Source organism: Verrucomicrobiota bacterium, from assembly GCA_016871675.1.
Classification (GTDB): Bacteria; Verrucomicrobiota; Verrucomicrobiia; order Limisphaerales; family VHCN01; genus VHCN01.
The window spans coordinates 41,042-62,310 of sequence record VHCN01000003.1 but is presented as its reverse complement, the minus strand read 5'-3'; the positions used below and the strand labels follow the sequence as shown (position 1 = coordinate 62,310).

Below are 21,269 nucleotides of genomic sequence, written 5' to 3'. Positions count from 1 at the left end.
GCGCGGGCTGGCGACCGGTTCAATCCGACTGGAACAGCTTCCCGGTCCTTCGCCACACGAGGGTCCAGGTTTCCCGAGCGGCCGGAATGCGCAGCAGCAGGGCAAGGATGACGTAAAGCAACGTCGCAGCCGCGGCCGGGACAAACACGGCGCCGAGCTGGTCCCGCAACGTGTCGTGCTGGAACCGCTGTTCCCAACACCACCCGGCGCCCCACGCGGCGACGCCCGCGACGGCGGCGATGGCGATGTTGGGTCCGAGGCTTCGACGCAACGCGCCGAGCCCGAGGTGGTCGAGCCGGTCGCGCAACGCAAGCAGCAGCAGCCACGCGTTGAAGCCCGCGCTGACGGAGTTGGCCACACCCAGGCCGCCCTGTTCGAGGCCGAGGCCGCCCTTGCCCCGCGGCAGCACCATCCAGAGCGCGAGCACCGCGTTCGAGAAGAGGCACGCGAGGCTGATTTTCATCGGCGTGGTTGTGTCGCCCAGCGCATAGAAGGCGCGCGCGGTGATGTTCACCATCGAGAAGAACACGAGCCCCGGCGCGAGGCACCGAAGCGCGAAGGCCGCGCGTTGCGTGGACTCCGGCGTGAACTTGCCGTGCTCGAAGAGCAACCGCACGATCGGCTCGGCGAGGACGAACAGCAGCACCGACGCGATCAGGTTGACGAAGATCACATAGCCGAGGCCCTGCCGAAGCGTCGCGCGGAACTCGTTGTAGTTTTGCTTCACCGCCATCCCCGCGAGCGTCGGCAGCAGATACGTCGCGAGCGACACGCCGAACACGCCCTGCGGCAACTCGAGCAGGCGCACGGCGTAGTTGAACGACGCCACGATCGGCGCATCCACCCAGAAGGCCACGCCTTGCGTGATGAGGACATTGATCTGAAACGCCGCGACCCCAATCGTCCCGGGAATCATCTGCCGCATCACGCGCCCGACCGTGTCATCGCGCCACGGCCAGACCCACTGGAAGCGAAATCCCTCGCCCCGCAGGGTCGGGATTTGAAACGCAGCCTGAGCGACGCCCGCGACGAGCACGCCGATGGCGAGCGCGAAGACCTGTTCCTCCAGGCGCCTGCCCCAAAAGCGCGTGCCCCACAGAACGGCGGCGATCATCACGACGTTGAGCATCGTGGCGCCGAGCGCAGGGATGAAGAAGTGGCCGCGAGCGTTCAGGATGCCGATGAAGACGGCCGCGACGCAGACCAGCAGCATGTAGGGAAACATGACGCGCAGCAGCTCGAGCATGAGCCGCGTCTCCTTGTCGAACACGTGCCGGTCCAGCGCCATCGTGAGCCCGACCATGGCACCCGCGATGAGGAGCACCGACACGATGATGAGCGAGGTGAGGACGGCGTTTGCCGCGCGCCAGAGCGTGGCAGTGTCGGAAGTGTGTTCCTTCTCCTTGAGAATCGGGATGAACGCCGCGGTGAGCGCGCCCTCGCCGAGAAGACGCCGGAAGAGGTTGGGAATCGTGAACGCGAGCACGAATGCGCCCGCCACCCAGCCGTCCCCCATGAAGCGCGCGTAAACAATCTCCCGCACCATGCCGAGCACGCGGCTGGCGAGCGTGGCCGCGCCCATCGCGCCGGAGGACTTCAGCATCTGGGACATTGCCGCGCCGAGGCTATCGCAACTGGCGGCGAAGTTCCAAGTTCAAGCTTGGGTTCTGCCGTTGCCTGCGCCACTGGCGCCGGAGCGGCCGCGCCGGAGAAACGGCGTGACTTCCCGACCTTCGCACTTATATTCCACGCGCCAATGAGACCCTATCGTCCAGTGGCCTAGGACATCGCCCTTTCACGGCGAGAACACGGGTTCGAATCCCGTTAGGGTCGCCACCCCCCGCTCGCAGTCCTGCCCGCGCCGCGCGAACAACGTTCAACCGGCGTCCGAATCTTCCGTGAACCTGCGGGACGGGCGCGAGGCGGCGCGGGCGTTGCGCTTCCTGGCCAGGTAAGCCAGTTCACGGGACTCGGTGGCCACGTGCTTGAGTTCGCGCTGAAGTTTGAGGTAGTTCGCAAGGCGGGCCGCCGGCAGTTGGCCGGTCTCGACGGCGGCCTGCACGGCACAGCGCTTCTCGTTCGTGTGCGAGCATCCGCGGAAGTGGCACTGCAACGCGAGGTCCTCGATGTCCGCAAACGCCGAGGGCATTCCCTCGCCCGCGAGCCACAGGTGGAATTCCCGCAATCCGGGCGTGTCGATGACGAACGCTCCGTTGGGCAGCGGGATGATCTCGCGCCACGTCGTCGTGTGACGGCCCTTCGCGTCGCGCGCCCGAACCTCGATGGTCGGCTGGGCGTCGTCGCCGCACAGGCGGTTGATGAGGCTCGACTTCCCCACGCCCGAAGGTCCGACGAACACCGTGGTGCTCCCCGGCTTGGCGTGGTCAAGCAGCTTGCGCACGGCGTGCCCCGTGCGGGCGCAGACGGCGAGCACCGGTGCCGCGCCGGCGACGACTCGCGCCTCGGCGAGACGCGCCTCGAGATCCCCGCACAAATCGGTCTTGTTCAGGACGACGACGGGCGCGACTCCCCCTTCGTAAGCCATGATGAGGACGCGCTCGAGTTTGCGCAGGTCGAAACTCGCGTCCAGCGCCTGCACGACGAACGCGACATCCACGTTCGCCGCGAGCACGTGCTCGTCGAGGTCGCGGCCCGCCGCCTTGCGCGAAAGCCGGGTCCGCCGCGGCAGGACGTGATGGATGATGGCCTTGTCCTCCCCGGCGAGCGGCTCGATCGCGACCCAGTCGCCGACTTTGGGCAGCGCCGCCCTCGATTCGGCCTGGTGCAGGAAGCGCCCCGAAAGCGTCGCCTCGAGGGGCCCCGACTTGGTCAGCGCGGTGAATTGGTGCTTGGCCTCCGCGACGATGCGCGCGGGCTTGAGGCCCGTGGATTGATGCACCGCGAACGCCTGCTCGAAGGCGGTGTTCCAGCCGAACGACGTCAAATCCATGTCAGTGCATCCACGCCAGTGTTTCTAGTGGAGGCCGGCGCCAAAGTCCACTGGCGAATCGGCGCGCCAGATGGAGCGCCGGCCGTTGCTTCGGAACGGTTGAGTCCGAAGCCTCGTTCATCGGAAGCCCGGCGCCCGCTTGATTCGCCCCGCCGCTTCCCGTAGAACTCGCCGCGTGACTGCGCGCGACCCTTGCGCCGTCCAAGCCCCGTGCCAGTCCCTCTCTCCTCGCAACCGCGCGTGAGCGTGGACGGAAAGTTCTTCCGTCTCGCCGACCGCAAGTTCCACGCGAAGGGCCTGGCCTACGGACCCTTCGTGCCGAACGCGGCAGGTGAACCGTTCCCCGCCCGCGAGCAGGCCGCTCGTGACTTCGACCAGATCCGCGGGTTCGGCGCGAATCTGATCCGCATTTACGAGCTGCCACCGCGCTGGTTCCTCAACCTGGCGGCCGAGAACGGGCTGAAAGTGTTCGTGGACGTTCCGTGGGCCAAACACCAGTGCTTCCTCGATTCGGCGGCGCACCGCGAGCGGGCGCGCGCCGCCGTCGCGGAGGGCGCGCGCCTCTGCGCCAAGCACCCCGCGGTTTTCGCGCTGAGCGTGGTGAATGAAATCCCGGCGGACATCGTGCGCTGGAGCGGCCCCAAGGCCGTCGCCGAGTTCATCGACGAATTGGTGGATGTTGCGAAGGCCGAGGATCCCGACCTGCTGTGCACCTTCGCGAATTATCCTCCGACGGAATTCCTGCGGCCGCAAAACGTGGACTTCCTCACGTTCAATGTTTACCTCCACCCACCGAAGCCGTTCGAGAGCTACCTCGCCCGCCTGCAGATGATCGCGGACTCCAAGCCGCTTCTGCTTGGCGAGTTTGGGATGGACTCGATTCGCGAGGGCGAGCCGAAGAAGTCCGAGTGTCTGCGATGGCAGATCGAGGCGGCCTTTCGGGGCGGGCTTGCGGGCGTGATTGTGTTTGGGTTTTCCGACGACTGGCACACGGACGGCCGCGCGATCGAGGACTGGGCGTTTGGCATCACCACGCGCGACCGACAGCCGAAGGAAAGCGCGGCAGCCGTCCGCGAGCTGTTCCAAGCCGCGCCGTATTTCCCGCTGCCCCGCACGCCGAGGGTCTCGGTCGTCGTCGCAAGTTACAATGGCGCCCACACCCTCAAGGCGTGCCTCGGCTCGCTTGAGCGGCTCAATTACCCGAACTTCGAAATCATCCTCGTGGACGACGGCTCGACGGACGACACACAGCAGATCGCGACTCTGCACAAGGGCATTCGAAACATCCGCCACCCGCAAAACCTCGGCCTCTCCGTCGCACGCAACACGGGCATCTCGGCGGCGCGCGGGGAAATCGTCGCGTTCACCGACAGCGACTGCCGCGCGGATGAAGACTGGCTGCACTACCTCGTCGGCGACTTGCTGAACAGCGACTTCGCGGGAATCGGCGGGCACAACTTCCTTCCGCCGGAAGATTCATGGGTGGCGGCCGCGGTGATGGTTTCGCCGGGCGGGCCGGCGCACGTGATGTTGACGGACCGCATGGCCGAGCACATCCCCGGCTGCAACATGGCGTTCTACAAGTGGGCGCTCGACGAGGTCGGCGGCTTTGACCCGATCTTTCACGCGGCGGGCGACGACGTGGACGTGTGCTGGCGGTTGCAACAGCACGGACACAAGATTGGCTTCAGCCCCGCGGGTTTCGTGTGGCACTACCGGCGCTCGACGGTCGCCGCGTATCTGCGGCAGCAACGCGGCTACGGCGCGGCCGAGGCGCTGCTCGTGCGGAAGCATCCGGAATACTTCAACGCCATCGGCGGCAGTCTCTGGCAGGGACGCATCTACTCGCCCGCCAAACCCGGCGTCGTCACGCGGCAGGACATGATCTATCACGGCACGTTCGCGAGCGGCTTCTTCCAGTCCATCTACTCGGGCTCACCGAACCATGCACCGACGCTTCTCACGAGTCTCGAGTATCATGTCTGCGTCACGCTTCCGCTGCTCACGATCGGCGCGGCGTTCGCGGGGGTGAAGTTCCACCTGCTCATGCCGCTCGGCATCACGAGCCTTTTCATCTCGCTTGCGCTCTGCATCGCGGCGGCGTGGCAGGCGGAATTGCCGCGCAAGAAGCGCCGCGCCCGCTCGCGGCCGCTCATCGCCACGATGTTCTTCCTCCAGCCGATCGTGCGCGGCTGGGCGCGATACGCGGAACGCCTCACGCTCCGCCACACGCCGCTCGCCGCGCACGAGACACTCGACTCGCTCACGCTCAAGCGCTCGCGCTCGTCGCTCGGCGAGGTGGGCTATTGGTGCGAAACTGGCGTGGACCGCATGGAATTCCTGCGTTGCGTCATCGAGCGGCTCGCCGCGCAGGGCTGGCAGAACAAGACCGACTCAGGCTGGAGCCGGTTCGACGTCGAGGTGTCCGGCAGCCGCTGGTGCTGGCTCCAGCTCACGACCGCCACGGAACTTCACGCCCGCGGCCGCCGGCTGCTCCGCTGCCGACTGCGGACGGGCTGGAGCCTGCTGGCGCACGTCACCTTCTGGACCGCGCTGGGATTTGAAATCCTGCTCATCAGCGCGCTCGGCTCCTCGCTCTGGTGGCTTGCGTTTCTTCTCATCGCACTGCCGGCGCTGGTCTGGCTATTCCGCGAGGAACAGCTCGCGCTCAAGCGCATCATTTCGGTGCTGTTGGATGGAGTGGCCAAGGGCATGGCAATCGCGAAAGTGGAGCGCGTTCAACCGGCCGATTCCGTGCACGCAGTCCAGCCCGCCGCTTCGGCGGCCGGCGTCGAAACATCCGCGGCGCACGGTTCTCCCGATTCAAAACGGCCTGCGCCCAGCACGCGGGCCGCCACTCAGCCGGATCCGCTCCCGCGGCGATCTTGACACCGCGTTCGCCACGGTCGAACCCCTGCTCAAGCCGCGCCTGATTGGTCCACGCCTCGTCCCATTGCCCATCGGGATGGACGAATGCTCCACGAGGTCCGTCGGCCTCGTCGCGTTTGGGCCGGGCAAGCGAGCGTCGTCGCGCGCGATGAAACTGCTTGCCGCGCCGCATCGCCCCGGCGTTAGATGCCCGCGTTGGCGGATCTGTCCGGCTCGCGCTCCCGTAGCTCAAATGGATAGAGCGGCGGTTTCCTAAACCGTTGATCCCTGTTCAATTCAGGGCGGGAGCAGCGCCGCAGTCGCCGCACGGGGTCGCGGACGCCGCCGAAATCCGGACTGCCGCGATGGAAATCCAAAAACTACGGCGCGACCGAGATTCCTGTTTACACGTCGAGGCTCGTTGTTAGTATCCGCGCGCGACCCATCCCGCCATGAAGAAAATCGAAGCCATCATCAAGCCGTTCAAGCTCGAGGACGTGAAGGAAGCGCTGACGGGAATCGGAGTCGAGGGCTTGACGGTGACGGAGGTGAAGGGCTTCGGGCGCCAAAAGGGCCACACGGAAATCTACCGCGGGAGCGAATACACGGTGGATTTCCTGCCGAAGCTGAAAGTCGAAATCGTGCTTGGCGATGCGAAGGTGGCCGAGGCCATGAGCGCGATCATCAAGGCCGCGAAGACCGGGAAGATTGGCGATGGAAAGGTCTTCGTCTCGAACATCGAGAACGCCGTGCGAATCCGCACGGAGGAGACCGGCGACGCCGCGGTCTGAATCTGGATTTCCCCGTCCGACTCGGGTTGGGGGGGGATTTTTGTCGGTTGACCCAAAACTTGAACGCAAAGAAATACCCAATGAGCACCCCCAATGCAGTGATGGAGATGGCGAAGAAGAACGGCGCGCGGATGGTGGACGTGAAGTTTGTGGACACGTTTGGGACGTGGCAGCACTTCAGTTGTCCGATCAGCGAACTGACCGAGGACGTCTTCGAGGAGGGCTTCGGGTTCGACGGGTCGTCGATCCGGGGCTGGAAGAGCATCGAGGCGTCGGACATGCTGGCGATGCCGGACCCGGACAGCGCGTTCATGGACCCGTTCTGCGCGGTGCCGACGCTGAGCGTGACGTGCACGATTGCGGAGACGGGGACCAAGGAGGCCTACAACCGGGATCCGCGCGGGATTGCGCAGCGTGGGGAGAAGTATCTGAAGAGGACGGGCCTTGCGGACACGGCGGTGTTCGGGCCGGAGGCGGAGTTCTTCATCTTCGACGAGGTGCGGTTCGACTCCCGGAGCAACGGGACGTTCTACTCGATTGATTCGGGAGAGGCGGTGTGGAACACGGGGCGGGACGAGATGCCCAACCTGGGGAACAAGATCCGGCACAAGGAGGGGTATTTCCCGGTGGCGCCGGTGGACACGCAGCAGGACATCCGCACGGAGATGTGCCTGGTGATGGAGGGCCTGGGGATCCAGATCGAGCGGCAGCATCATGAAGTGGCGACGGCGGGGCAGGCGGAGATCGATTTCCGGTTCAACACACTGGTGAAGACGGCGGACACGATGATGCTCTACAAGTATTGCATCAAGAACGTGGCCAAGAAGCACGGCAAGACGGTGACGTTCATGCCCAAGCCGCTGTTTGGAGACAACGGGAGCGGGATGCACACGCATCAAAGCCTGTGGAACAAGGGCAAGCCGCTGTTCGCGGGCAAGGAGTATGCGGGCCTCTCGCAGATGGCGCTGTATTACATTGGCGGCATCCTCAAGCACGCCAAGGCGCTGGCGGGGCTGTGCAACCCGACGACCAACAGCTACAAGCGGCTGGTGCCCGGCTACGAGGCGCCCGTCAACCTGGCCTACTCCGCGCGCAACCGCTCGGCGGCCATCCGCATCCCGACCTTCAGCGAGAGCCCGAAAGCCAAGCGCATCGAGTATCGGCCGCCCGACCCTGCGGCCAACCCGTATCTGTGCTACACGGCGCTGTTGATGGCGGGCTTGGACGGCGTGCTCAACAAGATCGACCCCGGCGAGCCGATGGACAAGAACCTGTATGAACTGCCGCCCGAGGAGCACGCGAAGATCCCGCAGATGCCGGGCAGCCTGGCCGAGGCGCTGGACCACCTGGAGAAAGACCACGCGTTCCTGCTCAAGGGCGACGTGTTCACCAAGGACTTCATCGAGATGTGGATCGGCCACAAGCGCAAGGAACACGACGCCATCCGCCTGCGCCCCCATCCCTACGAGTTCTTCCTCTACTACGACGTGTAAAACAGCGGTTGTTCACGGGGCGCCTCGCCCGGCGGGGCGCCCATTTTTTAGCGTCGCGTGCAAGAAGACCCTGATTTTTCCGAGGATCCGAGCGTGTGAGTAAGTTGGGAACAAGAGTTAATATGTTTGCCTCGTCAGTCTCAGCCCCTTCGCCTAAGAAAAAACCATCCGGCATCGACTGCGGCATGAGGGAAGGCTCGTCGTCGGTTTGGAAGGAGTGCTGGACGAGCAACACATGCTGTAAGTGGTTGTAAATTAGTATTTTATGGATTTGAACGACCGGCGACTTGAATTGCGCAAACGGCCCATCCGCTTCGGCGCGGGCGTGGCGCGCGTTGCGGTCTTGCCGGAAAACTACGGATTTTCAGCCCAAAACCCGGCAAAGGAGGCGCGTGAATAAAACGCCCAATCGCGGCGCTGAGCCGGCCCAAGCTTTGCATGCCGACAAGGTTTGGTCGTCCTGTCAGGCGCAGCTACGCACCCTGCTGAATCCGGAGACATTCAGCCTTTGGTTTGCACCGGTGCAGGCGTGCGCGATTGACGAGAAGGCCATCACGCTCGGCGTTTCAAATGAGTTTTGCGAAGTCTGGCTGAAGGACAACTACCTCGGCCTGCTGCAGGATGCCGTCGCCCACGCGACAGGCCGGACGCTCCTGGTGAAATTCAAAGTGCTGGGTGCGGGCTCACTCGCGGCGACAGGGAGTGGCGCTGCGACGCAGGCCAAGTCCAAGGCTTCCGCATCGAATTCCCCGGTCCACGAGGGCGTGCCGGCGCGCGGAAGCGCGAATGCCGACGCCACGTTTAACCCGCGAAACACGTTTGAGACGTTCGTCGTCGGCAGCAACAACAACTTCGCGCACGCCGCCGCGCTCGCCGTCGCGCAGCAACCCGCCAAGTCCTACAACCCGCTCTTCGTTTACGGCGGCGTCGGCCTCGGGAAGACCCATCTGCTTCATGCCATCGGCCAGTATGTCCACGCGCACAAGAAGGGCGCGAAAGTCGCCTACGTCTCGAGCGAGCGCTTCACCAACGAATACATCGACGCGCTTCAAAACAACCAGTTCGCGCGATTTCGCAAGAAGTATCGCTCAGCCGACGTGCTGTTGATTGACGACATCCAGTTCCTCGCCGGCAAGGAGCGGATTCAGGAGGAGTTTTTCCACACGTTCAACGCCGTCATGGAGGCGCGCCACCAACTGGTGCTTTCGTGCGACCGTGCGCCCAGCGAGATTCAGGGGCTCGAGCAACGGCTCGTGTCACGATTTGAGTGGGGTCTGGTCGCAGACGTTCAGGCGCCTGACTTCGAGATGCGGCTCGCCATCTTGCAGAAGAAGGCCCGCCTCTTGAACGTCGAGGTGGCGCCCGAGGTCATCGACTTCCTTGCCCATCGCATCCGCTCGAACATCCGGCGCCTCGAAGGCGCGCTCATTCGCGTGACGTCCTTCACCACGCTCACCGGCCGGAAGGTCACCGTCGAACAGACCGAGACGATGCTCCGCGAAATCCTTCACGAGGAAAGCCGCGCCGTCGTCAACATCGACACCATCCAGAAGATCGTCGCCACCGAATACGACATCCGCCTGGCCGACATGACAAGCAAGCGCCGCCCGGAAAACATCGCGTTTCCGAGGCAGGTGGCGATGTTCCTCTCACGGCACCTGACCGAGAGCTCGCTGAGCGCCATCGGCGAGGCGTTTGGCGGGCGCGACCATGGCACCGTGCTCCACGCGTGCCGGCTTGTGAAGGACCGCATGGAGGTCGACCCCGCCATTCGCCAGCGGGTCGGCATGCTCGAAAAGAAGCTCCAACGTTGAGGATTGGACGTCGTCGTGCGCGCGGCTCCCAGCTCGTTCGGGCCGCGAAAATCAGGCTCGCCAAACGCCTGCGATTCCCCAAAGTTCCGGCCGCTTATGACCGTCCCGCTGTTCATCCGCATCCAGGGAATGCTCGTAAACCTCGCCGCCACCGAGGTGGCGTACTGCGCGGAGGAGACGCCCTGCGTGGCGACCAGCAGCGAGAGTTTCGAGTTCGAGTATGCGGACACCGCCCGCGCCTCGCAGGCGTTGAAGGCTGTGCACGACGCCCTCGCGGCCAAACTGCTCATCGTCGGAGACATCGAGTGACCATGTTCGCCGGCATCCACACAGCGATTGTCACGCCCTTCAAGCGGGGCGGCGGGTTGGACGAATCCGCGCTGGAGCGACTCGTGCAAGCGCAGGTCCGTGGCGGCATCGACGGCATCGTTCCGGTCGGCACCACCGGAGAGTCGCCGACGCTCGACTACGAGGATCACATCCGCGTGATCGAACTCACCGTGAAGTTCGCCGCAGGCCGCGTGAAGGTCCTCGCCGGCACCGGCGGCAACTCCACGAGCGAGGCCATCTACCTCACGAAAGCCGCCGAGGACGCCGGCGCCGACGGCTCGCTGCAAGTCGCCCCCTATTACAACAAGCCCACGCAGGAGGGACTCTTCCGGCACTTTCGCGCCATCGCTCGCGAGACGCAGTTGCCGCTCGTGCTCTACAGCATCCCGGGCCGCTGTGGCGTCGAAATCGGCGTGGACACCGTGAAGCGCCTCGCCGCAGCCTGCCCCAACATCATCGGCATCAAGGAAGCCGGCGGCTCGTGCGACCGGGTGAGCCAGCTCCGCGCCTCGCTCGGACCGAAGTTCACCATCCTGTGCGGCGATGACTCGCTCACGCTGCCCTTCATGAGCGTCGGCGCCCAGGGCGTTGTGAGCGTCGCGAGCAACATCATCCCGCGCGAAGTCAGCCGGATGGTTCGCGCGTTCGCATCCGGCAATCTGGCCGAGGCGCTCAAGGTCCACGCCCGGTTCTACCCATTGTTCAAGGACCTCTTCATCGAGACCAATCCCATCCCCGTGAAAGCTGCGCTCGCGATGATGGGCCGCATCGCGGAGGAATACCGCCTCCCGCTAGCCCCAATGGTCGCGAAGAACCGGGAGGCGCTGAGGGCGACGTTGAAATCCGTCGGAGTGTTGAAGTAATTCCGCGCGACACGCGCCGTCGGCGGCATCCCGTCCGCGCGGTGCGAAATCGCGCTTCACGAAAGAAGCCCATGACACGAGTTATCATCACCGGAGCCCGGGGCCGCATGGGCCAGACCCTCATCGCGTGCGCCTCGCAGCATCCCGGACTGCGCGTCGCCGCGCAGCTCGACCTCGGCGACCATCTCGCGCCGCACATCGAAGCTGCCGACGTTGTGGTGGACTTCAGCTTTCACAGCGCCACGCTGCCCTTCGCGCACATCTGCCAGCAGCACTGCAAGGCGCTCGTCATCGGCACCACCGGTCACACCGACGCGGAGCGATCCGCCATCCGCGGCCTGCAATCCGCCATCCCGATCGTGTGGGCTTCGAACTACTCCACCGGCGTGAATGCGCTCTTCTGGCTCACACGCAAGGCGGCGGAAATCCTCGGCCCCGGCTTCGATCTCGAAGTCGTGGAGATGCACCACCGGCTCAAGAAAGACGCGCCCAGCGGCACGGCGGCGACGCTTGCGGAAATCCTCGCTGACGTGCGAAAGCACCCATTGAGGGAAGTCCTTCGACACGGCCGGAGCGGCACCACCGGCGAACGCACCGCCACGGAAATCGGCATGCACTCGCTCCGCGGCGGCGATGTCGTTGGCGACCACACCGTCATCTTTGCCGCGAACGGCGAGCGCATTGAACTCACCCACAAGGCGGCGAGCCGCGAGACCTTTGCCCATGGCGCCCTCCAGGCGGCGCAATGGGTCGTTGCGCAAAAGCCAGGGCTCTACGATATGCAGGACGTGCTGGGGCTCCGGTGAGTCGCCGATTGCCGGCTGCCGATTTCGGATTAGAGATGGATGCCGCTCGCGAACAATCCGCAATCGCCGTAATCGCCCTCGGCTCCAACCTCGGCAATCCTGTCGCCAACCTGCGCGCGGCGATCATGCGGCTTTCCGCGCTCTCCTCGGAATCGGTCTCGGTTTCGTCCATCTGGTCCAGCACACCCGTGGATTGTCCGCCCGGTTCGCCGATGTTCGTGAACGCCGTCGTTGCACTCGATCCTCTCGAAGGCGAGACGCCCGAGTCGTTGCTTGTGAAGCTGCAAGCCATCGAACGGGAGTTCGGCCGCGGGCCAAAGGTGGTGCTCAACGAACCACGTCCGCTCGACCTGGACCTGATTGCATTCGGAGAGGAAGTCCGCGCCTCCGCCGCGCTCACGCTGCCCCATCCGCGGGCACATGGTCGCCGTTTCGTGCTTGAACCGCTGTGCGAAATCGCGCCGGGGTTCGTCCTGCCGGGTCAGGCGAAAACGGCTGCGATGCTCCTCGCTGAACTTCCTCCCGGGGAGGTTGTCCTGCGACTTGGACCCTCGGACGGTTGATCCACGGTTCAGAGGAGATTCTGATACGCGAGCCAGAGGCTGCGGTAGTATTTCATCAGCCGCACCGGATCCTTGCTGTCCGGAATCTCCGCGAGGCAGAAGCCTTGGAAGCCCGACTCGTTCAAGCCCGCGAACAGCTTGCGGAACGGATAATCCTCCAAGTGAAGGTCGCGCATGTGGACGGTGAAGATCTTGTGCTTCACGAGATTGAAGTTGTGATCGAAGCCGTCGCCGTCCAGGTCCGTCGGGTTCGAATTCCAGCACACGCCCACGAGCTTGTGGTTCGCGATGTCCATCATCGTCTTGATGTGCGGCAGCGCGGCGGTGCCGCGGCCGTGGACTTCGACGCGGATCTGCTGGCCGTAACCGGCGCCAAATTCCCCGAGTTCGCGCAGCGACTTGCCGATTTGGTCGAGGGTCTTCTCGACAGGCACGGAGGGCGGCAGGTCGTTCGGCCGCACCTTCACGCCGCTCGCGCCGACATCATGGGCGAGCACGATGTATTCCTTGGTCGCCTCGATGTCCTTGCGGAGCTTGGATGGGTCCGGCGTGTGGTAATCGAAGGCGCTGCCGAGGCTCATCAACTCGACCGGCGAGTCGGCGAAACGCTTCTTCACCTCGGCGCGCTCCTGTTTGGAGAGGTTGACCTCGACCTTGTGCGCGTGGGTCGTGCGGAGCTCGACGCCCTGGAATTTCGCCTCGGCGCAGTTCTTGATGATCGTTTCGATGTCCCAGTCTTTCGCGAGGTTGTAGGTGACGGTGCCGAGTTTCATCTTGGCGGGCTTGGAGAAACTGGGAGCGGGCTTCGCGGCCGCCTTGGTCTTGGGCTCGGCGGCTGGACTCTCGGCGCGGACGAGTGAAAGCGAGCCCGCCCCGAGCGCTGCGGTGCGGAAAAAGTCACGACGGTTGGTGTTCATGGCGGTGGATGCTGAATTGCGGCCGAGGCTAGGCGAACGCCTTGCGCGCGCAACCGGAAATTTCCGCCTCGTCCGCCTCGAGAGACCGCTCCGCGGACTGTGCGGCTCAGCGGAGGTTCGAAGCGGTTTTCTTGAATTCCGCGTGTCCGTCGAACCACACGGCCATGGCGTTGGTGCGGTTGCCGTGCACCGGCTGGCTCGGAAGCTGGCCCCACCACGAGTTGGTCAGCGGCGCGGTGCCGAGCGGGGTGTTCACTCGATCCACATCCACAAGCATCCATTCGCGGGACGGGGCGTTGATTTGCGCCATCTTGATCGGGATGAGGTATGTGTTTGTTCCCCCAATAACGTTCGTGCTCGCAGGCGACCCGAAGGGTCGGCTCCCCGACCGTGACGGCGCGAAGATGCCCGTCGGGTTCAGGCGATACGGGACGCGGTTGGTCATGCCCGTGTTGTTTAGGAACGGCGCCTGCCGCTGGAAGCCGGGGCAGACCATGACCTTCGGGCTCACTCGCACCGCACTGGGAGCCGGCAGGCTCAGATATCGCGCGATGTAAAACACCGCGGGGTTGGCGTATGTGAACACGTTCGTGCTCGTGTTCCGCACGTAGCTGGCCGTCTGGCCGTCGTTGCACACGCCGGGCAACTGGTCGTCATGGTCGTCGATGTAGAGCAAGACCGCCGTGGCGAACTGCTTCTCGTTCGACTGGCACGTGGCGGTGTGGGCCTTCTTTTTTGCCGAGGCGAGCGCGGGCATGAGCATCCCGGCGAGGATCGCAATGATGGCGATGACCACAAGCAATTCGATCAGCGTGAACGCCTCCCGGGCGTCTCGCGGCATGGACGGGTTCGAACTCATCGCCGGCTCACTTGGATTCAACGTCTCGAAACCTTGTCAGGCTGGTGGCTCCCTGTCAACCCGATGGAGCCCGTGTCTTTCTCCTCGCGCGCGGGTCATCCGCTCGGCCGAAATCGCGGTCAAGTCGCAGACGAAGATCATCGAGGGCTGCTGGGTCTGGCACATGAACCGCAACCTGACCGGCACGCGCAACACGTGGCACACCCTGCGCGGCAAACGGGGAGTCAATTTCCTCCACGGCGACGGGCACGCGGAATTCTTCACCATGCCGGACGCCGCACAGGGTTGAGTGAGCGCGCCAGCGCCGGCGCTCGATTGGGATTGGTGGTGATCGCGCCGCCGGAATCCGGCTCGCTCACCGCGCGATCCGCGGCAAGCTCGCCGCCGCGACGGCTTGGCCTCCGCGCTTGTCCTTTTCGTCCGGCGTGTGAAACGCGATGCGTGACGCGAGCTCGGGAAACTCCGCGCGCAGCACGTCCTTCGCTGTCGCCACAAGCAGTTCCCCGCCCGCGCCCGTGGTCACCCGCCCGAGGATGAGCACGTTCCGGAAGTCGTAGAAATCCGAGTAGTGCGCCAGCCCGTGGCCGAGATACACGCCGAGCGTCTGGTAAACCTTCGACGCCCGCTCATCGCCACGCGCCATCAGCGATTGCACCAGCCTCAGCTTCTCCGGCAGGCCCACCGCCGGCTCCGCCTCGATGCCCGCGGGTGCAAGCAGCCGCCCCACCGCCTGCTGGGAGAAGTATTGCGCGCCGACGCCGTAATCGCCGCTCCACTCGTCGCGCGGCGCGGCCGGGTTGAAGTCCACCGGCGCGAACGCCAGCTCATTGAGCCACGAGGTGATCGTTCCCTCCGGCGTCACGTAGCCCGCCGCCTGGCTCGTGCCCATCGCAATGCCGAGCACGCCGTTTTGACCGAGGCTCATCGAGCCCGCGAGCGCGGTCACTTCGCCGTCGTTCGCCACCTCGAACGGCACGCCCCACGCCCGGCCAAGTTCGAGGAACAGCGCCTTCACGCGGCGGTCGAAAACATCCCGCGGGACGCCGCGAAAGAGCGACGCGACCTTGATCTGGTTGTTCACAATCACGCCTGCCGAGCTGCCGCCGATGGCGTCCACGCGCGGCAAGTGCGCGGCTGCCCGGCGCAGCGAGTCCATGATGCCGTCGTAGTGATACTGCGGGTCCGTCTGGAAATACGGATCCCACACCGTCTCGTCGCTGAACACCACGCGGCCGTCCTGCACCGCCGCCACCTTGCGGTCGCTGCCGCCGAGGTCGAAGCCGATGCGGCAGCCGTCGAGATGCCGCCCGAGCGCCTGCGTGCGCGCCTTCTCTGCCGGCACTTCGTCAGGCCGGCACGCGGACACTTCGATCGCACGGTCGAACACTTGTTCCCCAATGAGCCCCGAGTCGAAGCGCCCCGTGGCCGTGTCGCGGAAGTGCGCGCGCACTCGCTCCGCAAGCCCCGCCGGCCCGGCGACATGAAGCCGCCATCCGCCGCGCGACCACAGGAGAAACTTCACCAACCGCTCGACGAACGTAAAGTTGACCGCCGATTTTGGATGCGCTTCGGGCAGCAGCGCGGTTTCCGTGCGAAAGACCGAGCCGTCGGCCTGCTCGATGGCAAGGACAAGCGGTTGGGGCGCGCCCGACTCGCGCACGAGTTCGCGGAATGCGCGCGTCGCGAGCGCCGCGGGACGGAACGCCGGGTCGAGCGCGGGCGCGACCTTCGGCGCGGGCAGTTCCAATTCGGATTCGGGATGCGGGTCGTTCACGCGCGCGGATGGTTTGACGCCCGCGCGCTCTACCGCAGTTGCCTCACGAGGTGGTCGAGGCCGTCGAGGTTTTCGCGGAGGCGTTGCTCGGCGTCGAGGTTGGTGTGGTTCAAGATGCCCACGGGGCCGCGCCAGCCGGAGTCGCGGATGGCCTTGAGCAGCGCGAGGTCGAGGTCGCCGTGGCCGAGCACCATGATTTTCTTCCCAGCCTTGTCGCCGTCCTTGGTCATGCCATTGAGGTTGAGCGCGAGCAGGTGCGGCTTCATCTTCGCCAGCAGCGCGGGGAAGCGGTCGAGGTGGTCGTGGCCGTGGTGCAGGTTGTAAACGATGCCGACGTTCATGACGCCGTCGCGCTGGAGTCGCTCAATGACGGCAATCTGGTTTTCGGGTTCGCCGAACCAGCCGCCGTGGTTGTAGAGCGCAACTTGCGAGCCGACGCTGGCGGCGGCTTCCGCGATGGGCCGGATGCGCCTGGCCTCGGACTCGACGCGCGCGAGCTGTTCCTCGGGCTGCTTCACAAACGCGCCGCCGCCGGTGACCCAGAACTGGGGCTTGACGCCGTGCCGCTTGAAGAGCTCGACCGCGCGGCGTGCCTCGTCGTTCATCGTCGCAGGAAACCACCACGCGTCGAGGCTGATGCCGTGGCGCTTGAGCGCGGCGAGTTCGTCGTCCCACTGCGCGATGTGTTCGGCGCGGTAGTCGTAGGCGAAATGCCGGATGCCGAGCTGCTCCATCATCGCCGCGCGTTCCCCGGGGCCGCGTTTCTTCGCGTCGAACGGCACGATGCACCACGCGACGAGGTTGCTGCGCGCGAAGAGCGCCGTGTCGGCGGCGCGAGTCGGCGATGTCGCTGCGAGCAATCCGCAGGCGGTGGCAATGTTCAGCAGGGTGCGCATGGAAAGGGGATCATTGCGCCGGCGCGATGGCGAGCGTGTGTTTGACGGGCACGATGGCCTTGCGCACCTCCGCGTCGAGCGCCTGCTGGCGCGCGGCGAGCCGGTCGCGCAGGCTGTTGAACGCGGCGCCGAGCCCGGGGTCGGCCTTCGAGTCGTTGGCGAACTGGCGGAAGTTCGTGACCATTCCCTTGATCATCTGCGTTTCGAAGGCCTGCTTGCGCCCGACGGCGTCCATGACCTTGGCGAACGGCGCGTCGAACGGCGTGGCCGGGAACTCGGCGGCGAGGTTCACGCCGGTCTCGAGCTGTTCGCGCGAGAACTCCTTCGAGGTCGCGCCCCACGTGACCTTCGCCTTCGCGGTTGCGAGGTTGCGGACCTTGAGCGTGAGGCGGTTGAGGTCCTGATTGAACGGCACGAACGGCGTGATGCTGCGCGTGCTGTTGGCGGACTTCGGGTCGGGGTCGAAGCAGAACGGGTAGCGCGCGCTCTCAAGTTCGACCTTGCCGCCGCCCGAGTTGAGCACCTTGTGGCCGCCGGTGGCGCTGGGCGCGCCGTTCTGGTCCACGACGATCGTGCCGAGGTCGCCGTCCACGCCCAGTCCCTTGAGGAACGCGTAGGCCATGAGGAGCTGGCCGTTGGGGCCGGGATGAAACCCATCGCCGCCGCACACGGGATAATCGTCGCCGAGCGCGGCCTTGGCCCTGGGCATGGTGTCGAACATGGCGGCGTGGACGTCGGCGAACCCGAGATTGTGCTCGGTGGCGAGCTTGCGGCAAAGGTCGCGCAGGTGGGCGAGCGTGTCGTTGTAGCCTGCGGCGGAGTTCGCGCCGCCGAAGCTCGGGCGCGCGCCGAAGAACTTCGAGTCCACCGCGCCGGGCGAGCCCACGACGATGTGCTTCACGCCGGCCTCGTCGAGACGCCTGAGGACGTTGCGCATGTTGGCCTCGTAAGCCTGGCCGATGCTGTCCTTCCACGGCTGGTAGCCGCCGTCGTTCATGCCGTAGCACGTGGTGGCGACGGTGGGCTTGAAGGCAGCGAGGTCGTTGGCGGCGCGGTTCGCGAATCCGTCGGCGCGCTCGCCGCTCCAGCCGAATTGGAAGACCTTCATGTCGCTGCGACCGGCGCAGGCGAGCAGGTAGGTCTCCATGTATTTGGTGTAGAGCTTCTGCTCGGTGATCGAGTCACCGATGATGGCGAGACGGGCGCCTTGCGGGAGCAGTGGCGGCGTGGCGGCTGGAACAGTCGCGCCGTGGAGCGCGGCCAGCGTGGCGGAGAGGAGGAGGATGCGATTCATGGTGTGCGCGGGTGACACGGTCCGGCGAATGTAGGTGGACGTGCCGGGCGGGCGCAATCCTTTCGGCGCGCGGAGGCTGCCGGCGGTGAGGCTGAAACGCGTGAAGTCCGGGCTGACTTCCGAGCTGCTCAAGACACCGGTCTTCAAGGACGAGGCGACGCATGTTATAGACGGAAGGCGCGGGGACACGGCAAAGACACGACGTTTGTTCGGTTTTCTTTTGACCCGCCCGCGCATTGCCGATAGCAATGGCGCACTCCTGCACCGAGAAACATCCCGCACCTGATGAACCCGCCCCCATCGAGCAAACGTGCCCAAACCATGGCCCTCACCGCGGCGCTGCTGGGTTGGATGTTCGACGGGTTCGAGATGGGGCTCTTCCCGCTCATCGGACAGTCCGCGCTCAAGGACCTGCTCGGCGCGGCCGCGGCGACGGACGCCACGAAGTGGTTCGGCGCGATCATCGCCGTGTTCCTCGTGGGCGCGGCCACGGGCGGCGTGGTGTTCGGCTGGCTCGGCGACAAGATCGGACGCGTTCGCGCGATGGCTCTGAGCATTTTCACCTACGCGGTGTTCACCGGGCTGTGCGGATTCGCGACCGAAGCGTGGCACATCGCGGCGCTGCGGTTCATTGCGTCGCTCGGCATGGGCGGCGAGTGGTCGCTCGGCGTCGCGCTCGTGAACGAAATCTGGCCCGGCAAGTCGCGCGCATGGATCGCCGGGCTCATCGGCGCGGCGGCGAACGTGGGTTTCCTTGGCGTGGCGCTGCTCAGCATGGGGCTCGTGAACTTTATCGGCGGCGTCGAGTCGTCGATGCTCGCCATCGGGTTGTCCAAGGAGTTCGCCCAGAAGCTCGTCGCCCACGACGGCTGGCGTTTCCTCATGATCAGCGGCGCGCTGCCCGCGCTGCTCGTCTTCTTCATCCGGCTCTTCGTCTCGGAGTCCGAGAAGTGGGAGGAGGAAAAGGCCCGCGGCGCGACCTCTCACTGGGCGAAAGCGGACCTGCTCGGAGTGCTGGTGGGGTGCTTCGCCTCGCTGGTGATCATCTGGGCGTGGTCGCCGATGAGCCCGCTGACCAAGCCGGGCGCCGGCCTTCTCACCGTGGTGTTCCTCGCGGTGGCATTGCTCGGCTACCTCTATCCGGTGCGGCAATACCTGGCGCGCTCGGAGGCGGCGGGTTCGTTGCGGGGAGCGAACTCGCGCGAGGTGATGAAGATGATGCTGCTCGGCGCGGGACTCGCGGGCGTGGCGCTGCTCGGCACGTGGGGATCGTTGCAATGGGCGCCGCGCTGGGCGATGAAGCTGGAGCCGGATGTCACGAAACACGCGAAGGAGTGGACGCAAATCGCCACCTCGCTCGGCGCCATCACCGCCACGTTTCTCGCCGCGTTGTCGGCGGGCCGGTTTGGCCGGCGCATCACTTACACTGCGATGTGCGTCGGATCGATCGCGTCCGCGCTCTATTTCTACCAGGCCAACGACAAGTTTGGCACCGCCTTCCTCGCCTCGGCGTTCGTCGCGGGCGGCATCACCGCGGCCTTTTACGGATTCTTCCCGTTGTATTTTCCCGAGCTCTTCCCGACCGCGGTCCGCGCGACCGGACAGGGATTCGCCTTCAACTTCGGCCGCATTATCGCGGCGATCGGTGGCTTGCAGACGGCCACGCTCATGGCGGCCTTTGGCGACAGCTTCCCGAAGGCGGGCTCGGTGATGACGGTGATTTACGTCATCGGGATTCTCATCATCTGGCTCGGCCCGGAAACCAAGGACAAGCCGTTGCCCGACTGAGTCGCGGACTGCATCCTCCGTTCCCGGTTGCGCAATTTCCGCTTGTCGAAGACTTCGCCCGGCGCAACCGTCCCCTCGCGTGAACAAGGTCACCGTCGCGGCCATCGCCGCCGCCAAGGGCCGCGGCCGGGTCGCGGCGCTCACGGCGTATGACTTCGCGATGGCGAAGCTCCTCGACGACGCGGGTGTGGACGTGCTGCTCGTCGGCGATTCCCTCGGCATGGTCGTGCTGGGTCACCCGGACACGACCCACGTGACGATGGACGACATCGTGCATCACCTTCGCGCCGCCGCCCGTGCGAAGCCCCGCGCGCTGCTTGGCGCGGACCTCCCGTATCACAGCTATGAAACCCCGGCCGACGCTGTCGCGAATGCCCGCCGCCTGTCCGCCGCCGGCGCGGAGTTCGTCAAGGCCGAGGGCGGCCGCGCGATCCTGCCGCAGCTTCGCGCGATCCTCGAGGCCGGCATTCCCGTGATGGGCCACCTCGGCATGCTTCCGCAGCACGTGCTTGAAGTTGGCGGCTACCGCGTGCAGGGAAAACAAGACACCGAACGCGAGGCGCTGCTTGCCGACGCGGACGCGCTCGCGGCGGCCGGCGTCTTCGCCATCGTGCTCGAACTCGTCACGCCGCCGGTCGCGGCCGAACTCAGCCGCCGGCTGCCCGTGCCGACCCTCGGCATCGCCTCGGGTCGCGAGTGCGACGGGCAAATCCTCGTGACCACCGACTTGCTCGGCACGACGCCCGGCTTCATCCCCAGGCATGTAAAGCCGCGGATGGACTTTGCCGCCGACGCGCGCGGCGCAATTCAAGATTGGATGAATGAACTGCGCGCCTGAACCGCGGACCACGGCCGTGATGACGCTTCGAGTCCTGGCCGCAGCGGCCGCCCTTGGCGCGGCGTGTGGGACGGTGCCCCATGCTGGGGACGCACCGCGCATCGAGACAATCGCCTCGCAACTCGGCCTCGCCATCCAGTCCATGCGCGACATGACCGGCGTGTGGCCTTCCGACGGGCGCAAGTTCCTCCGGCACGTCGGCGAACTCCGGCGCTCGCCGACATTCCAGGCGGACCCCGTCTCGCTTTCCGTGTTGCCCGAGCCCGAGTTCATCACCGACCTGCGATTCGCGCCCCAGCCGGACGGCTCGCTGCGCGTGAAGTTCCGATCGCGCACGACCTCGCCAGAAACATTTGAATTCCTCGTGGCCACGAACCGGGTCACACTTTCGCCCGGCGCCGGCAGCCGCCCGCGCCAGCCCTGAC

General features: G+C 65.6%; 19 protein-coding genes and 2 tRNA genes. 14 read left to right on the top strand and 7 right to left on the bottom strand.

Going from position 1 to position 21,269, the window contains the following annotated elements:
* Positions 1 to 19: 19 nt before the first annotated feature.
* Entirely contained in the window at positions 20 to 1,612 is a 1,593-nt protein-coding gene (gene murJ / locus FJ386_01625) for a murein biosynthesis integral membrane protein MurJ (protein MBM3875404.1), read from the bottom strand.
* A 148-nt stretch (positions 1,613 to 1,760) separates the two neighbouring features.
* On the opposite strand from murJ, the gene FJ386_01620 reads away from it, so the two are divergent.
* Positions 1,761 to 1,836 (top strand) — tRNA-Glu (locus tag FJ386_01620).
* 40 nt (positions 1,837 to 1,876) lie between these two features.
* On the opposite strand, the gene rsgA is transcribed toward FJ386_01620, so the two are convergent.
* Positions 1,877 to 2,950 (bottom strand): ribosome small subunit-dependent GTPase A, encoded by a 1,074-nt coding sequence (rsgA, locus tag FJ386_01615; GenBank protein ID MBM3875403.1) that lies wholly within the window; start codon positions 2,948 to 2,950, stop codon positions 1,877 to 1,879.
* A 210-nt stretch (positions 2,951 to 3,160) separates the two neighbouring features.
* Between rsgA and FJ386_01610 the strand changes: the two genes are divergently transcribed.
* The 9 genes from FJ386_01610 to folK all read left to right on the top strand — a co-directional run bounded on the left by FJ386_01610 (position 3,161) and on the right by folK (position 12,478).
* The gene (locus FJ386_01610) at positions 3,161 to 5,839 is read left to right on the top strand and encodes a glycosyltransferase (GenBank protein MBM3875402.1); all 2,679 of its coding nucleotides are present in this window, start codon (positions 3,161 to 3,163) and stop codon (positions 5,837 to 5,839) included.
* A gap of 217 nt (positions 5,840 to 6,056) precedes the next feature.
* Positions 6,057 to 6,129, top strand: a tRNA-Arg gene (locus FJ386_01605).
* Positions 6,130 to 6,270: 141 nt separating this feature from the next.
* A complete protein-coding gene (locus tag FJ386_01600) occupies positions 6,271 to 6,609 on the top strand; it encodes a P-II family nitrogen regulator (GenBank protein MBM3875401.1) in 339 nt (112 codons plus the stop codon).
* Positions 6,610 to 6,689: 80 nt separating this feature from the next.
* Positions 6,690 to 8,102, top strand: a complete 1,413-nt coding sequence (gene glnA, locus FJ386_01595) for a type I glutamate--ammonia ligase (protein ID MBM3875400.1) — start codon at positions 6,690 to 6,692, stop codon at positions 8,100 to 8,102.
* Positions 8,103 to 8,536: 434 nt separating this feature from the next.
* Entirely contained in the window at positions 8,537 to 9,916 is a 1,380-nt protein-coding gene (dnaA, locus tag FJ386_01590) for a chromosomal replication initiator protein DnaA (GenBank protein ID MBM3875399.1), read from the top strand.
* A gap of 96 nt (positions 9,917 to 10,012) precedes the next feature.
* Positions 10,013 to 10,225, top strand: coding sequence for a hypothetical protein (locus FJ386_01585; GenBank protein MBM3875398.1), 213 nt, complete (start codon positions 10,013 to 10,015; stop codon positions 10,223 to 10,225).
* A gap of 2 nt (positions 10,226 to 10,227) precedes the next feature.
* The gene (locus FJ386_01580) at positions 10,228 to 11,109 is read left to right on the top strand and encodes a 4-hydroxy-tetrahydrodipicolinate synthase (protein ID MBM3875397.1); all 882 of its coding nucleotides are present in this window, start codon (positions 10,228 to 10,230) and stop codon (positions 11,107 to 11,109) included.
* A gap of 71 nt (positions 11,110 to 11,180) precedes the next feature.
* Complete coding sequence (locus tag FJ386_01575; GenBank protein ID MBM3875396.1) at positions 11,181 to 11,915, top strand: 4-hydroxy-tetrahydrodipicolinate reductase; 735 nt, start codon at positions 11,181 to 11,183, stop codon at positions 11,913 to 11,915.
* Positions 11,916 to 11,950: 35 nt separating this feature from the next.
* The gene (folK, locus tag FJ386_01570; protein MBM3875395.1) at positions 11,951 to 12,478 is read left to right on the top strand and encodes a 2-amino-4-hydroxy-6-hydroxymethyldihydropteridine diphosphokinase; all 528 of its coding nucleotides are present in this window, start codon (positions 11,951 to 11,953) and stop codon (positions 12,476 to 12,478) included.
* A gap of 8 nt (positions 12,479 to 12,486) precedes the next feature.
* Here the strand turns inward: folK and FJ386_01565 are convergent, their stop codons facing one another.
* Positions 12,487 to 13,251 (bottom strand): sugar phosphate isomerase/epimerase, encoded by a 765-nt coding sequence (locus FJ386_01565; GenBank protein MBM3875394.1) that lies wholly within the window; start codon positions 13,249 to 13,251, stop codon positions 12,487 to 12,489.
* 250 nt (positions 13,252 to 13,501) lie between these two features.
* On the bottom strand, positions 13,502 to 14,254 hold the full coding sequence (locus FJ386_01560; protein MBM3875393.1) for a type II secretion system protein: 753 nt from the start codon (positions 14,252 to 14,254) through the stop codon (positions 13,502 to 13,504).
* On the opposite strand from FJ386_01560, the gene FJ386_01555 reads away from it, so the two are divergent.
* Positions 14,235 to 14,543, top strand: a complete 309-nt coding sequence (locus FJ386_01555) for a hypothetical protein (GenBank protein MBM3875392.1) — start codon at positions 14,235 to 14,237, stop codon at positions 14,541 to 14,543. The genes FJ386_01560 and FJ386_01555 overlap by 20 nt on opposite strands.
* A 66-nt stretch (positions 14,544 to 14,609) precedes the next feature.
* Here FJ386_01555 and FJ386_01550 read toward each other — a convergent pair whose 3' ends face one another.
* The 3 genes from FJ386_01550 to FJ386_01540 are packed head-to-tail and all read right to left on the bottom strand — an operon-like array spanning position 14,610 to position 18,455.
* Positions 14,610 to 16,001 (bottom strand): ROK family protein, encoded by a 1,392-nt coding sequence (locus FJ386_01550; GenBank protein MBM3875391.1) that lies wholly within the window; start codon positions 15,999 to 16,001, stop codon positions 14,610 to 14,612.
* Positions 16,002 to 16,057: 56 nt separating this feature from the next.
* Entirely contained in the window at positions 16,058 to 16,888 is an 831-nt protein-coding gene (locus FJ386_01545) for a sugar phosphate isomerase/epimerase (GenBank protein ID MBM3875390.1), read from the bottom strand.
* Between the two features lie 46 nt (positions 16,889 to 16,934).
* Positions 16,935 to 18,455, bottom strand: a complete 1,521-nt coding sequence (locus FJ386_01540; GenBank protein MBM3875389.1) for an SGNH/GDSL hydrolase family protein — start codon at positions 18,453 to 18,455, stop codon at positions 16,935 to 16,937.
* A gap of 84 nt (positions 18,456 to 18,539) precedes the next feature.
* Here FJ386_01540 and FJ386_01535 point away from each other — a divergent pair, with 84 nt between their 5' ends.
* From FJ386_01535 to FJ386_01525, 3 genes are all read left to right on the top strand, one after another.
* Positions 18,540 to 20,006 carry an MFS transporter gene (locus FJ386_01535; protein MBM3875388.1) on the top strand — a complete coding sequence of 489 codons (1,467 nt, stop codon included), beginning with the start codon at positions 18,540 to 18,542 and terminating at the stop codon, positions 20,004 to 20,006.
* A gap of 79 nt (positions 20,007 to 20,085) precedes the next feature.
* The gene (panB, locus tag FJ386_01530) at positions 20,086 to 20,844 is read left to right on the top strand and encodes a 3-methyl-2-oxobutanoate hydroxymethyltransferase (GenBank protein ID MBM3875387.1); all 759 of its coding nucleotides are present in this window, start codon (positions 20,086 to 20,088) and stop codon (positions 20,842 to 20,844) included.
* Positions 20,828 to 21,268, top strand: coding sequence for a hypothetical protein (locus tag FJ386_01525; protein ID MBM3875386.1), 441 nt, complete (start codon positions 20,828 to 20,830; stop codon positions 21,266 to 21,268). Before panB ends, FJ386_01525 begins: the two co-directional genes overlap by 17 nt.
* Position 21,269: the final 1 nt, after the last annotated feature.

Coding starts and splice junctions, on each gene's coding strand:
- murJ (MBM3875404.1), bottom strand. CDS start 1,612: ATGTCCCAGATGCTGAAGTCCTCCGGCGCGATGGGCGCGGCCACGCTC.
- rsgA (MBM3875403.1), bottom strand. CDS start 2,950: ATGGATTTGACGTCGTTCGGCTGGAACACCGCCTTCGAGCAGGCGTTC.
- FJ386_01600 (MBM3875401.1), top strand. CDS start 6,271: ATGAAGAAAATCGAAGCCATCATCAAGCCGTTCAAGCTCGAGGACGTG.
- glnA (MBM3875400.1), top strand. CDS start 6,690: ATGAGCACCCCCAATGCAGTGATGGAGATGGCGAAGAAGAACGGCGCG.
- FJ386_01585 (MBM3875398.1), top strand. CDS start 10,013: ATGACCGTCCCGCTGTTCATCCGCATCCAGGGAATGCTCGTAAACCTC.
- FJ386_01580 (MBM3875397.1), top strand. CDS start 10,228: ATGTTCGCCGGCATCCACACAGCGATTGTCACGCCCTTCAAGCGGGGC.
- FJ386_01575 (MBM3875396.1), top strand. CDS start 11,181: ATGACACGAGTTATCATCACCGGAGCCCGGGGCCGCATGGGCCAGACC.
- folK (MBM3875395.1), top strand. CDS start 11,951: ATGGATGCCGCTCGCGAACAATCCGCAATCGCCGTAATCGCCCTCGGC.
- FJ386_01565 (MBM3875394.1), bottom strand. CDS start 13,251: ATGAAACTCGGCACCGTCACCTACAACCTCGCGAAAGACTGGGACATC.
- FJ386_01555 (MBM3875392.1), top strand. CDS start 14,235: ATGGACGGGTTCGAACTCATCGCCGGCTCACTTGGATTCAACGTCTCG.
- FJ386_01560 (MBM3875393.1), bottom strand. CDS start 14,254: ATGAGTTCGAACCCGTCCATGCCGCGAGACGCCCGGGAGGCGTTCACG.
- FJ386_01540 (MBM3875389.1), bottom strand. CDS start 18,455: ATGCGCGGGCGGGTCAAAAGAAAACCGAACAAACGTCGTGTCTTTGCC.
- FJ386_01535 (MBM3875388.1), top strand. CDS start 18,540: ATGGCCCTCACCGCGGCGCTGCTGGGTTGGATGTTCGACGGGTTCGAG.
- FJ386_01525 (MBM3875386.1), top strand. CDS start 20,828: ATGAACTGCGCGCCTGAACCGCGGACCACGGCCGTGATGACGCTTCGA.